Origin of the sequence: Globicatella sanguinis NBRC 15551 (genome assembly GCF_001552295.1) — a bacterium.
Classification (GTDB): domain Bacteria; phylum Bacillota; class Bacilli; order Lactobacillales; family Aerococcaceae; genus Globicatella; species Globicatella sanguinis.
On sequence record NZ_BCQX01000016.1, the window covers coordinates 13,590 to 27,550 of the forward strand.

Consider the following 13,961-nt stretch of genomic DNA (forward strand, 5'->3'; position numbering starts at 1 on the left):
CTGGTTATTGAGTTAAAATAAAGTTCGATAATTTATCATATTTTATAAAACCTATTCACGTTTGTATCAAATTTCCAATCCTATTTTAGATTTTACGATAGATGACATAAAAGTTACACTCATCATATAGATGAAATCAACTCAATAGCCGCACCCATGTTATGAAAACAATAGACGAGTCATACGCAGTAGCAAGAATCACTTCCGGGTATAACTCGTCTTATTTGATATAAAGTATTGACAATGATGTATTAATTTTAGTATGGAATTATTTATTTTGATTCAATACTTCATTTGTTTTCATCTGGTTTGTCCATTAATAATCGTAAGCCATTTAAAATAACTAGAATCGTTGAGCCTTCATGGAAAACGACTGCTAATGGTAAAGGTAAAATACCGATGATATTTAAGATAATTAAAGTAATAATCACTCCAACAGCAAAAATAACATTTTGTAAGATTAATTTGTTTAATTTTTGACTTAGTTTAAAGCTATAAAATAATTTTGATAAATCATTTTTAACAATGACGACATCAGAAGATTCCATGGCTACTGACGAACCAGAGCCCATCGCAATCCCAATATTAGCATTGGCCAATGCTGGTGCATCATTAATCCCATCACCAATCATACCAACAACATGTTCTTTCTCTTGTTCTTCAAAGACATATTGAATTTTATCTTCTGGTAATAAGCCCGCTTTATAATGTTCGATTCCAATCTCATCAGCAACTAAAGACGCAACCTGCTCATTGTCCCCTGTTAATAAGACCACATCAATGCCTTCTTCGCTAAAATTAGCTACTGCATTTTTCGACTCTTCACGAATTTTATCCGCTAAAGTAATGTAACCCACGACTTCGTTACCTTGCGCTACCATAACCGCCGTTAAACCTGTTTGCAGTGCTTCTAAATAATGATTAGGGTCAGCATAATCCATAAAGTCACTTGGTTTACCTACGCGAATTGAACCTTTTTCCAGCCCTGATCCAGAAATTTCTTTTACTGGTATCGCTTGATCGACCGATTCTAACGAAATATTACTAAAATGCTTCACAATCGCTTTGGCAATTGGATGCGAAGAAGACTGTTCCATATAAACAACTTCTGCAATGACTTCTTCGGGCAATTGTGCTTCAACCACCTCAAAATTACCATACGTTAACGTACCGGTTTTATCAGAAAATAACATATCCATTGTCGATAGAGCTTCCATGGCTGCTCCACCCTTGAATAAAATACCATTTCTAGCACCATTTGAAATTGCTGCTAACGTAGCCGGTGTTGCTGTAGCGACCAAAGCACATGGACTCGCAACCGTTAAAAACACCATTCCCCGATAAAACGATTCTTGGAAAGTTAAACCTCTTCCATACATTAAAATCAAAATAAAAATCGGCACTGCAATTAAGACCGCAATGACATACTTATTTTCAATACGATCAATAAATTTAGAAATATTAGACGGACGACGTTCTGCTTCTTCAACCATATGAATAATATTGGAAAACAGTGTTTCATGCGATAATTTGGTAACTTCCATCTGAACGGAGTCACCTAAGTTAATAGTACCCGCAAACACATCATCCCCTACTACTTTACTAACCGGTACCGATTCACCTGTTAAAGCAGCCTCATTGAAATTAGATTCACGATCGATTTTGCCGTCAATCGGCACTTGAGCCCCTTTTGCCACTACAATCGTATCTCCTAATTTTAACTCATCAACCGATACTTCTTTAGTTTCTCCATTAGGTAATAACAATTGCGCCGTTTTTGGAACTTGTGACATTAACTCTTCGATTGCACGAGTTGAACGCCCATCGGCATATTCTTCCATCAAACCTGAGATAGCGAAAATTAATAATAATAATGCCCCTTCAGATTCATAATTAATTAAACAGGCCCCTAAAGCTGCTAGCACCATTAATAAGTCAACATTTAATCTCTTATCATTAATAGTATCTGTTATCGCGTGTTTAGTAGCAAAAAAACCTAAGAAAAAGATTGAAATATAGAATAAGATTTTACTTAATACGGGGTTCATCCCCATCGTAATAAAACCTAATACTAAAGCAATCACACCAAATATTAGAAAACGTCCTTGCATCGAGCTAGTTAAAAATTTAAACATCGTTCCTCAACCTTTCATTTAAACAAAAACGACCTTATCTTTACGACAACTAAATAATAAAAAATAATTTCTTATTTATATTCATTATAAATACATCCGAACAATAATTCAAGGGTTGTAAACGTTTTTATTTAGAATAATTATAATTAATGTAAAGATAACAATTAAGAAACTGGTTTAAGAAGTTAGCAAAAGAAAGAGTGGCTAGCAGTAGCCAAAATAATCATTGGGCTACCACTGCCACCCCAAAACGGTTAAGTAAACAAATATGTCAGAGCAGAATTTAAAAAGTTTTTGCCCAACCTCTTCTTTGTTAAACTTATTTTAATACCTACACTAGCTAGCTAACTTCAAAACGATTAACAAGATTTTCGTTAATTAATCACTATCCAGCTACATCAACCTGATTAGAATACCTCGGTTTCGCTAATGCAAGCCAATCATATATTTTTCGACCCAATTAGTATCTCAGGGTTGAATGATTGCATTCGCTCATATCGCTCAACCCAAACGTTTCTATTAATAAATCTACCAAGGACTAAGGACTTGAATTCGCTAATGCAAGCCAATAATATATTTTTCGACCCAATTAGTGTCTCAGGGTTGAATGATTGCATTCGCTCATATCGCTCAACCCAAACGTTTCTATTAATAAATCCGCCTAGGATTGAGGATTTGAATTCGCTAATGCTATCAACAACCCCAACGCCTCTATTAATAAATCTACCAAGGACTAAGGACTTGAATTCGCTAATGCAAGCCTACTCTAGTACTTATTACACACATGATTTAAATAAACACTTCAAGCTAGTCTTTTGTCTCACTACCATTATTGCATTTCTCTTAAGCGAGTATTTAATTGATAACGATCATTAAAGAAAGAACGATAAGATAAATACGTCGCAATGATCATCGCAAAAGAAGTACCGCCAATAATCATAAACATCACCATAATTTGATAAACAATCGCTTTTAAAGGATCGACACCCGCTAACATTAACCCCGACATCATCCCAGGTAAACTCACAATACCTGTCGTTTTAATTCCATCGACAGTTGGCTGAATCCCATTTTTAATCGTCAATTGAATCACCTTATGAGAAGCTTGATAAGGATTAGCACCTAAAGAAATTTTCTCTAAAACCGCTTGTTCTTGATCTTTATAGAATTGGAATAAATTTGAGTAAACTAACCCAACTGATTTCATCGAGTTACCGACAATCATCCCGGTAATGGGAATCATTTGTGACGGGATAAATTTCAAGTTTCCAGACAAGACTAAGATCGATAATGTTAAAACAGTCGTCGAAGCAAGTGCAACAAAGGAAACCAACAAAGGTTTATTTAATCCTTTACCACGATTAGCGGCATTGACAGAGGCATTAATCACAATCACTAAAATCATACCTGACGTTAACCAAAAATTGTCCATTTCAAAGACATAACCTAAAACATAAGCTACGGCTACTAATTGAACAATCATTCGAATAACAGCCCAGACAATTTCTTTTTCTAATTTTAATTTCTCACGATATGAAATACCAATCGCCATTAACACAAAGACAAAGGCTAAGACTAATGACAATGGTGATGCTTGTAAATTATTACTCATTAACATCACTTCCTTCCGCTAATTTCACAATTTCAATTTTACGGTCTGTCATTTCATGCTCTTCATCTAAGTGACTGACCATTAAGATGGTAGCATCATGCTCTTGACGATACTTTTCAAGCCATGACCAAATAATTTGTCGCGTATTAAAATCCAATGCACTTGAAATTTCATCTAATAACAAGACTTTCGAAGGATACATTAAATTACGAATCAAGGCAACCCGTTGACGTTCGCCTCCAGATAAAGATTTAATATTTTTATCTAAAAAACTATGCGATAAGTCAACATTGTTTAACATTTCAATCGCACGTTGTTCATCAAATTCTTCATGACGAATTTCGTAAGGAAAAGCTAAATTATCACGTACCGTATCACCGAATAAACTCGGTGTTTGATAAAAATAAGAAACAATTTGACGCAATTCAATCGGTGAGTAGTCATTGACATCTTTTCCTAATAAATGATAACTGCCACTCACTTTCAAAGTGGGGTCATTTAATTGAGCTAAAAACTTTAAGACAGTACTCTTACCACTCCCTGATTGACCCGTAATGGAAACAAATTCTCCCTGTTGTATTTCAAATGATAACTGATTGATAATCGCTTGCCTTTCATTGGCAATTGACAAATTATCGACTTTAATAATCGTTGTCATAAAAACCTTCCTTACACCTAATATTCTTAAGTTGTACGTTATAAACTATTTTAATTATAATAGTTCTAAATAACCTTATACACTCTATTAAATACTTTTACCGACTATAAGTCAAGCGAGTTGATTATAATAGTTTAATTTTCACTATTTCTTTTAATTAAGTGAAATAACCACAGTAAAGCCCCTGCAGTTCCAATATAATTGAAACGCCAATATTATTAAATAGTCTAATTGTACTAACTCTTAAACTCAATTTGAAGTTATATGAAGAACAATTTTATAAACAATCTATAATATATCAACTTGCGTGACACTCTTTATGCCAAACTCCAACTAAATAACATTATTCTTTCACATATTGATTTTTATAATTTAACCTACTAAATCATTATGAAAATAAAATGCTTCTTTTAAAAATTCAATCACAGCCTCATAAGTTTGACATACATCTTTTGGAGTTGAAAAGTGGTTGGTAATCTCATCTAATCGTCTAAATTCATAGGAAACATCCACCGTCCCATTTTTTATTTTCTGCAAAATACTTTGGTAAAATTTTTGGATTTCTAAAACTTCTGGATGAATTTTTACATGCACTTTCGAAATTGCTTGGGTGTATAAATTCATCTGTTCTTCATTTTCTAATAGGAAAACACTTAATTTTGACATGACTATTGCTCCTTATTTTAATTTGATATCTAATACTTGGTATCCCATCGCTTCAATTTTTTCTTTAATTATCTCCACTTCAACTATTGTCTCTTCAAAATTAAATTTTAATTTGCTTGAATTAAATAACACTTTTATACTTGATTGGTCAACACCTTTAAACGAATTGATCGCTGCTTGTATTTTACTTACGCATGTCGGACAGGTTAATGTTTCTAATTTAAATATTGCTTGTTTCATTGTGAATATTCCTTTCTATATTAATTTTTTAAACGATAATTTATCAACCGCATTGCATTTAAGATAACCAATAATATAGATGCTTCATGGATAAACATCCCAACCGCCATATTCATCCATGTACTTCTAAATAACATCAAAATCAAGATAAACACGACTAACAAGGCAATTGTTATATTTTGTTTAATATTCCAAGATGTTTTTTTCGTCAATCCTAATGCGTGATTTAAATGGTTAATATCGGATTTTACTAAAACGATATCTGACGTTTCAATGGCGACCTCCGTTCCAGACCCCATCGCTATCCCTATATCAGCTAATGCCAAACTAGGTGCATCATTGACCCCGTCACCTACAAAAACCACTGTTTTACCTTTTGCTTGTAATGACTTCACATAATTAGCCTTATCTTCTGGCAACAAATGTCCGATAGCTTTAGTTAATCCCAACTCCTGTGCAACGATGTCAACCGTTCCTTGATTATCTCCAGAAGCGACTATTAGCTCCTTAACACCCAGTGTTTTCATTTTCTCTAATTCAGTTTTAATTCCTGGACGAATTTGATCACGAATACCATAAATACTTACAATTTTTCCAGAAATAGCTTGTAACACAATAGAATAACCTTTTGCTTCGAATTGTTGAACTTTTGATAAGACTACTTCAGATATTTCATCGACTTCTGATTCCATCAATTCCAAATTTCCTACTGCTACTTTATGACCATGAATTATTGAAACTATCCCTCTCCCTTTAATAACTTGCGTTTTATCTAGTTTAGGCAGTGAGTTAACCTTTAAATAGCGAACGAGTGCTTTTGCTAGAGGATGACCAGATTCTGATTCAATTGCCGCTAAATAATTTCGATGATGAGGGTTATGGTCATCAAAAACCATCGATTCAACCACTTCAGGTTGGCCAATCGTCAATGTTCCTGTTTTGTCAAATATCATAACATCTGCATTAGCAAGTTTTTGAATAATCTGCGATCCTTTTATCAAAACACCATGACGAGCTCCATTACCAATTCCAGCAACATTTGAAATTGGTACTCCAATAACTAAAGCGCCCGGACATCCTAATACTATAATCGTGATACTTAACTCAATATCTCGAGTAAACAGCCAAGTGAGAATAGCCATTACAATCACAATTGGAGTATAGACTTTGGAAAAACTATCTAGCCATTTTTCAACAGAGGACTTAGAATCCTGTGCTTCCTCCACTAATTCTATAATTTTACCAAAAGTTGTTTCTTCTCCAACGGCTGTGGCTTTAATTTGAATGGTACCATCCTCTAAAATTGAACCTGCAAACACATGTTCCTCCACGCCTTTACTTAACGGAATAGATTCACCTGTAATTGATGCTTCATTGAGATACCCCTCCCCCATTATAATCTTGCCATCTACTGGCACTAGATCACCAGTTCTCACAAGGATCACATCTTTTTCAACCACAGTATCAATCTCTTTATTTTCAAATTTCCCGTTCTCTTGCAAAACTAATGCCGTTTTGGGTTCCATTTCAATCAATTCTTTAATGGAAGAACGGGTAAAAGCTAACGTTTTTGATTCAAGCCATCCGCCGAACAAAAACAAAAAAGTAACCATCGCTGATTCCTCAAAATTCCGAATGAAGATCGCACCAATAGCTGCGATAGAAACTAAGACATCAATGGAAACGACTTTCACTTTCAACGATTCAATCGCTTGAATTAATAATGGAAGAACCCCCAAAACCCCTGCGACTAAAAAACTAAGATCAGTGACATCTCTTATTTTGAAGAACCAAAGATTACTAAAAGCAAGAATAATGAGTAATAATTGTATCAACATAAGAATATTTTTGTGATTTAAAATCCATTTTTTCATTTTTTACCTCCTTACAAACAAAGTATATATCAATATTTGATTTAAAAAATTGACCTACATCAAGTTTTGTTCATTATTATGTTCAATCAGTAAAAAACAAATGAAAAAAATCAAATTCATTTTATTAGTTCATCCTTATTATCTCCTATGAATTGTAGACGTGAATTTATAATTGATACAAAAATCTCTCCCTAAAGTAGCGTGTCTTTCCACCTGTCTACTTTAAGGAGAGATTATATAACTTTCTTTAAGGTTTGAAAATAGTTTAAAAGTCCAAGGAATCATTGATAAAGAATTCCTTGGACTTATTAAATCACCTTTAATCTATGAGAGAGTCATCGACAACCAATTAAGTTAACTTTTGATTGATTGACTAATATCTCTATACAATGTTTCATCTATTTTTCTGAAGCACCACTGGATGCATCGACTGATTTGATAGTTGTTTTGGCTGGTTTAGCTTCTTGAGCAGAAGCACCACTCGTTGCATCTGCTTCAGGACTGACATCTGTATGACCCTTAGATGAGGCTCCACTCGTTGCATCGACTGATGTCGCCAATTCACCTGTTCCACTGACTAATTTTTGTCCCGTTACATTTAAATACCAGTCTAACCACGGTTTAAAATTAAAGACAACTTCATTAATGCCAGCATACGATCCATCAGCATGATGCATGGCTTCATAATGATGCACATTGATAATATCTTTGCTTGTTCCCGGAACAATAGTTCTAAAGTAGTCTTGATTACCGGCGCGTAAATTCGCAATTAAGTATTCCACATTTTTATATGTACGCGGAGGATGAACAGTTCCTAAACGACTTCCTGATTGAGACGGTATACGCGGCGCCATCATTGTATTAGCATTTTGGGCATGATTATAGTACAAGAATTGATTATTTTCATCCGCAAATGTAACTTCAAATGGTAAAGCTCGCAAGAATCGGTCTAATTGATTAACCGTTAGTACCCCATGGTCTAAACGAACATAATCATTTCCTTCTGCTGCCCCAACTACTTCAGCGGCTTTCTCCACCCACTCAGGATCATCAGGGTCTACTTCAGTGATAGTTGTTTCGATTGGATTAGTACAAAATAAATCTTCTGGTTTTGTCGGAAGTGGTTCTTGTAAAGGTTTAATAACCTCAATATATTTGACAAAATTTTCCAAACATGTTCTTAAAAAAGAAACTGTTCCAGCACTTTTAATATTTCCCATATCATCAAATGCTTCTTTTGCTTTACCTAACAAGAACTCATTACCCGGTAAAACATATGCCTGAACACCTGGTGCATCTAAAATTTTTCGTAAATGTACTTGGGCACGTGAAGTACCTTGCTCCAAATATGAAGCCCCCATTACCATAACCGGTTTATTTTTGAATGGATGTAATTTAAAAGATAACCACTCTAAGGTACTTTTTAAAGCAGCTGGGATTGTATGGTTATGTTCAGGTGTCGCAATAATCACACCATCGCAACGAATTAATTTATTATAAATATACTGAACAGCAAAACCATCTGACTGATCAAAATCTTGATTAAACATCGGAACATCTTTTATTTCCAATAATTCTAACTCGAATAAATCTTTAAATTCTTTCTGTATAAATTGTAATAACTTACGGTTATAAGATATTTCGGCATTTGAACCTACAATTCCAATTAATTTCACTTAACATCACTCCTTTACTTATTTTTCCCAAGAAAAGTTTTTAACTTGTTCCTCCATTGACTTTTTAGCTTCAACTAATTGTGCAGTAAATTCGATAAATAGTGTAAAATCTGCAAAAATTTGTTCAAGATCTTTTACTAACTTCTCGTCTTTCAAATTCCCTTCTTCATCAAAAGCTTGAAGAGAATTCCCTAATAAAAATTCTGAACTTGGTAGCACACGTGCTTTTACTTCAGGGGCATCTAATATTTGTCTTAATTGACTTTGAGCTCTTGAAGATCCTAATGTCCCATAAGACGCTCCAGTAATCATTATAGGCTTATTTAGTAATGGATAAATACCATAAGACAACCAAGCAATTGCATTCATCAAAACAGCAGGACAAGAATGATCATACTCCGGTGTCGAAATAATGACACCATCAGCTACTTCAATTTTATCAGCTGCTTTTTGTACTGCTTCCGGCACAGTTTTATCAACAGGTTTATTAAAAACTGGAAATTCATAAATCTCAATTAATTCAATTTCTGCTTTATCGCTAAATTTTTTCTGAATAAATTCCAATAATTGTCTATTAGTAGACTTAATTGAATTCGTTCCAACAATTCCAATCAGTTTCACTTTTTATACACCTCATTTTATTAATTTTTGATTCCTCTAGCTAAAATCTAACAATACCTAAGTTTGTAATTTTTAATAAAGACATTCCAAGAAGAAAGCACATCAACTATTAAAAATCTGATGATCCAAACTTTGGGGGCGATATTATAAACTCACTAACATTTTACTTAGTATTTTGAAATATTCTCCATCTCTGAACTAATTTTATTTTACCAATAAAATAAAAACATCACAAAGGAAAACCTAACTTTTTTAGTGCAAAACATCAGATTTTCGTAATCACTTAGTAAAGTATCACGCTACTAATCTGCATATTGCAGTAAGTCGTCGAAATTAATAATTTTAATCTTTCTTGGTGATAAAGATTTAATGATATTTAAAGATTCCAATTCTTTAAATTTTCGACTAATAGTTTCAGGCGTCGTCCCCAAAAAAGCGGCTAATTCTTTTCTTGATAGTTCCAAGTTGATAAGATTAGCATCAGATGATTGACCGGGGAGCTGCCCTAATAAATAGTTGACCAGTCGCATACCAACAGACTCATTCGCTACACGTGAGGTCATCTTTTCTGAAGCTTGTAGACGACGTGACATTTCTTCCAAAATTTTTAACGATACAGCAGGATAACTTAGAAGGACCTCTTTAAAATCATTAGCATAAAGTTGACATACCTTGGTATCAACCAAAGCATATGCATAGTCTTCATATTGGCTATCTTGTGAAAACAAGCTCCATTCTCCAATAAAATCACCCGGTTTCAAAATTCGAATTAGTTGTTCCTTTCCAGATTCTAAAAGATGAAACAAACGAACAGCGCCACTTTGAATAATGTATAAAGTATTAGTAGGTTCCTCAGCACGGAACAAATACTCGCCCTTTTTAAACTCAACAGCATGAATCTTTTGGTGAATCAGCGCTAACGAGTCTGATTCTAAATGATTAAAGATTGGGACTTGCAGCATACAATGATGTTCTGTTAAACACTTAGTTGTAATGATACTAAAACCTCCTTTCGATTTTCAAGACTTAGTTGTTGTTTTATCGAATTTGGTCACTATAAACAATTAAGTTGAATAGCGTTGCTACTATCTATCCATCTTGAAAGTCGATTATAAAATTTCTAATTATAGATAAACTAGGCGATTGTGTAACCCTTTTGAACAAAAGACTTCATTTTCCTTAGTAACCACAATCACCTCTATTTCAGGATGCCGTGCTACTTCGGTCATAATTGCTTGAATATCTTTCCCAAATAATCGCGTCGTCCAAATCTCACAATCCACCGATTTTTTAGAAACAATTGTAATACTGTCAATATTAGTTGCCATCGGATACCCTGTCTTGGGATCAAAAATATGATGGTACCGCTGACCATTCAATTCAAGCACCCGTTCATAAACTCCTGATGTTACAACGGACTCTTCTGCTATTTTTAAGATCGCAATATGTTCGCCACGAACTTTCTGAGGATTTTGAATTCCAATCACCCATAATTGATCCGCTTGATGCACTGCTGGGCCAAAGGTTAAGACATTCCCTCCTAAATTGATAAAACCTGACATAACTCCTCGAGCCTTTAACATCGCACAGACTTTATCGGCAATATACCCCTTCGCAATGGCTCCTAAATCGATTTTCATACCAGGTTCCATTAGAAAGACCGAATTATCCATATTATTTAACTGAACCTTTTTTGGATTGGTCAAAGCTAATTGCTTCATAATCTCTGTATCGGTCGGTAATTGCGCATCATCAAAGCCAATACGCCATAATTGAACCACTGGTCCCATCAAGATATTCAAATGACTTCCAGGAGCCAAACTATGTGATAAACCTAATTCAATTAGCTCAAATAATTCGGAATGAACCATAACCGGTCTCACACCGGCATTTAAGTTAATCTGCATCAACTCGGAACGACTATCATTGGCACTAAAACGCATATTATATTGGTGTAATAATGACTCCGCTTCATCCAAAATCGGTTCAGCATCATAATGTAAAATTTTTATTTCTATGATAGTTCCCATTAAACGGATTTTTCTACTGCTGAATTTCATAGTATGCTCCTAACTTTTACATAATCAACTAAGTCTATTGTAGAGTTTTATAAGCGTTTTCTCAAGTGAAGTTTAATCAATATCATTATTAATACTAAAAAGTAGGACTCAAAACATTTAATTGTGTAGAAAACAAATGGATATTTACTAATCATACATAGAGTTCGATTGAAAATGCTTGCGCTTGATAGATGGAGATGATTGTAAAAAAATAATCTTGATTTTTATCCACATTAAAAGACGCTACGCTTAAAAAAATTGTAACCCTAATGCAAATAAAAAAAGCCCATTACCTATTGAAAGGCATGAGCTAATCCCCAAGGGGACAAAACAAGGGCAAAACCTGTAAGATTATTTAACTTTAGTATTTTCTAAGCGATATATTTTCACCAGTAATTTCGTCATACCGGCTGCTAAAATAATGTGACCTAAACCAGACATTCCTTCGATTGCTTTAATGTTAATTAAGTCTTGTCCTTGAGCGGTAATTTGATAGATGCCAATGAAAACCATCATGACTAAAGTAAAGGTTAGCCCGCTAACATAGATTAAATAAGATTTTTTAAGACCTAATACACGATCCAAGGAGTAATTTCTAATTAGTAGATAAATGACTAATAATACTACAAATCCAAGTACTAATGTGTGCGTATGTAACACACTTAAGCGTGTATCACCGACAAAATTATTCAATTTAGTAAACTCGCGATAAAAGACACCGGCAACTAATCCCATTACTAAAAATGTAAAAGACATTCCTAAAACATCTTGCGCTTTAAAACTTCCTTTAAAGTAACGATAACCTGCAACCACAATTAGTAAATAACAAATCGTCTTCGGTAACATTAAGGCACCAATTGCTGGAATACTATCACTCAATAAAACTACTGGTAAATAAAAAGCAAAACTTAATAAAATCAGTAGCCACATTTGTTTAAGGCCCTCTTTATCCCGTTGTTGATAAGACCAATAAACAAGTAAGATACCTAAAATTAAGAACGGAATATTTCGTAAAATACCAAATAAATAATTGCCTTCAGCCGTTCCCCATTGATTTTGCGGTAAAGCGACCAACACAACTCTTAAGGCTGCTAATCCGTAAACTAGCCACATTTTAGTTGTGGAATCATCACCACTTTGACGACGGTAGAAATAATAATAGAGCACATAAAACACCGTCATCGTAATACTCGTCACAAACTGTCCCCAAGATAACGCAGCAGTATGAGCTTCAAATCCCCCTGGACTCAAATGTGAAATAACTCGAGGGAGTAAATGAAAACTATCCCCTACCCCTAAAATAATAGCCATCAAACCAAATAATTTGGCACCCGCTTTATTTTCTAATAATAACCTAACACCTAAGGCTACTACTATTATTAAATAAGCGATATCAAATATACTCTCTCCAAAATTCATTCTTTAATCCCCTTTTCAATCCATTCCATTTGTTGTTGATATATTGATAGAAACTGTTCCTGAGATAAATTATCCCGAAAAATACGTTCAATCAATCCATGAACGACTACTTTTACATATTGCATCACTTCTAAATCCAAGTCTAGCTCATTTAATTTCGCATAGAAAGATTGGTAATATGAACGTTTCTTTTGATGCCAGTCCCTCGATAAAGCATCTGTCCAATGTAAGTAGCGATAATAATACAAATCGTACTTATCCTGGTCGAATACAAACTGACTCATTGCCTGACCAAAATTCTGCAATGCCTCATGAAGATCGCCCGCTTGATCTGTAAGACACTCTAAAAATTTTAAATGAATATCCTCAGTCTCTTGATCAAGCACATAAAAATAACTATCTTCTAAATCCTCAAAATATTGATAAAAGCTTCCCCGTGCCATACCCAAGTGATCAACAATTGTCTTCACCGTGATCTCATTAAAAGGCTTGGTCGAAAATTCAGTCTTCAAAACTGCCAAAATTTTAGCTTGTTTGTCCGCTGACAAATTATAAAATGTTGCTTTCGGCACCACCATCACCTCACTTTCTAAGAAAATGACACCGTGTCACTCTGCTTAAATTTATTATAAGTGACACCGTGTCACATTGTCAAGAATAATCAAGACTACCGACCGAAGTGCTAAATGAAAATGGCCTAAAGGAACGAATTATTCTTAATAAAAGTCCCTGATGAACTCGCCTTAAAATGGAATGAGAATCGGTATCAAACAAGACTTTTAGACGCAGTTTGATTTCATTCAACCACTGCGCTATAAAATAAAAAATTAGATTCAAACGGAATTTTTAAACTTATGTGCACCCTAATGAAGAATATTAGGAGACCATAGCACTACCACAATGACCAGTACGTATTAAGATAATCGGAAAGGCCGAGATTAGACTAGAACGCACTTATTAAACCAGCGCAACACTCAATCAACTAGGGAGTGGACCAGAA

Annotated in this window: 12 protein-coding genes; all 12 read right to left on the bottom strand. The window is 34.3% G+C overall.

Annotation, left to right across the window (positions count from 1 at the left end):
* Nucleotides 1-290: 290 nt before the first annotated feature.
* Nucleotides 291-2,135, bottom strand: a complete 1,845-nt coding sequence (locus GSA01S_RS02430) for a heavy metal translocating P-type ATPase (protein WP_066124490.1) — start codon at nucleotides 2,133-2,135, stop codon at nucleotides 291-293.
* 829 nt (nucleotides 2,136-2,964) lie between these two features.
* Nucleotides 2,965-3,747 carry an ABC transporter permease gene (locus tag GSA01S_RS02435; protein ID WP_066124492.1) on the bottom strand — a complete coding sequence of 261 codons (783 nt, stop codon included), beginning with the start codon at nucleotides 3,745-3,747 and terminating at the stop codon, nucleotides 2,965-2,967.
* On the bottom strand, nucleotides 3,740-4,405 hold the full coding sequence (locus GSA01S_RS02440) for an ABC transporter ATP-binding protein (protein ID WP_066124494.1): 666 nt from the start codon (nucleotides 4,403-4,405) through the stop codon (nucleotides 3,740-3,742). Before GSA01S_RS02440 ends, GSA01S_RS02435 begins: the two co-directional genes overlap by 8 nt.
* 372 nt (nucleotides 4,406-4,777) lie before the next feature.
* Nucleotides 4,778-5,071: a hypothetical protein gene (locus GSA01S_RS02445; RefSeq protein WP_066124498.1), complete on the bottom strand. Its 294-nt coding sequence runs from the start codon at nucleotides 5,069-5,071 to the stop codon at nucleotides 4,778-4,780.
* A 12-nt stretch (nucleotides 5,072-5,083) separates the two neighbouring features.
* Entirely contained in the window at nucleotides 5,084-5,311 is a 228-nt protein-coding gene (locus GSA01S_RS02450; protein ID WP_066124500.1) for a heavy-metal-associated domain-containing protein, read from the bottom strand.
* A gap of 20 nt (nucleotides 5,312-5,331) precedes the next feature.
* Entirely contained in the window at nucleotides 5,332-7,185 is a 1,854-nt protein-coding gene (locus tag GSA01S_RS02455; protein WP_066124502.1) for a heavy metal translocating P-type ATPase, read from the bottom strand.
* 398 nt (nucleotides 7,186-7,583) lie between these two features.
* Nucleotides 7,584-8,861: an NAD(P)H-dependent oxidoreductase gene (locus tag GSA01S_RS02460; protein ID WP_066124504.1), complete on the bottom strand. Its 1,278-nt coding sequence runs from the start codon at nucleotides 8,859-8,861 to the stop codon at nucleotides 7,584-7,586.
* 18 nt (nucleotides 8,862-8,879) lie between these two features.
* On the bottom strand, nucleotides 8,880-9,482 hold the full coding sequence (locus GSA01S_RS02465) for an NADPH-dependent FMN reductase (RefSeq protein WP_066124506.1): 603 nt from the start codon (nucleotides 9,480-9,482) through the stop codon (nucleotides 8,880-8,882).
* Nucleotides 9,483-9,784: 302 nt separating this feature from the next.
* Nucleotides 9,785-10,444, bottom strand: coding sequence for a Crp/Fnr family transcriptional regulator (locus GSA01S_RS02470; RefSeq protein WP_066124508.1), 660 nt, complete (start codon nucleotides 10,442-10,444; stop codon nucleotides 9,785-9,787).
* Nucleotides 10,445-10,606: 162 nt separating this feature from the next.
* Nucleotides 10,607-11,542: an FAD:protein FMN transferase gene (locus GSA01S_RS02475; RefSeq protein ID WP_066124510.1), complete on the bottom strand. Its 936-nt coding sequence runs from the start codon at nucleotides 11,540-11,542 to the stop codon at nucleotides 10,607-10,609.
* Nucleotides 11,543-11,893: 351 nt separating this feature from the next.
* Nucleotides 11,894-12,961: a DUF2871 family protein gene (locus tag GSA01S_RS11040; protein ID WP_066124513.1), complete on the bottom strand. Its 1,068-nt coding sequence runs from the start codon at nucleotides 12,959-12,961 to the stop codon at nucleotides 11,894-11,896.
* On the bottom strand, nucleotides 12,958-13,533 hold the full coding sequence (locus GSA01S_RS02485) for a TetR/AcrR family transcriptional regulator (protein WP_169792663.1): 576 nt from the start codon (nucleotides 13,531-13,533) through the stop codon (nucleotides 12,958-12,960). Before GSA01S_RS02485 ends, GSA01S_RS11040 begins: the two co-directional genes overlap by 4 nt.
* Nucleotides 13,534-13,961 lie beyond the last annotated feature (428 nt).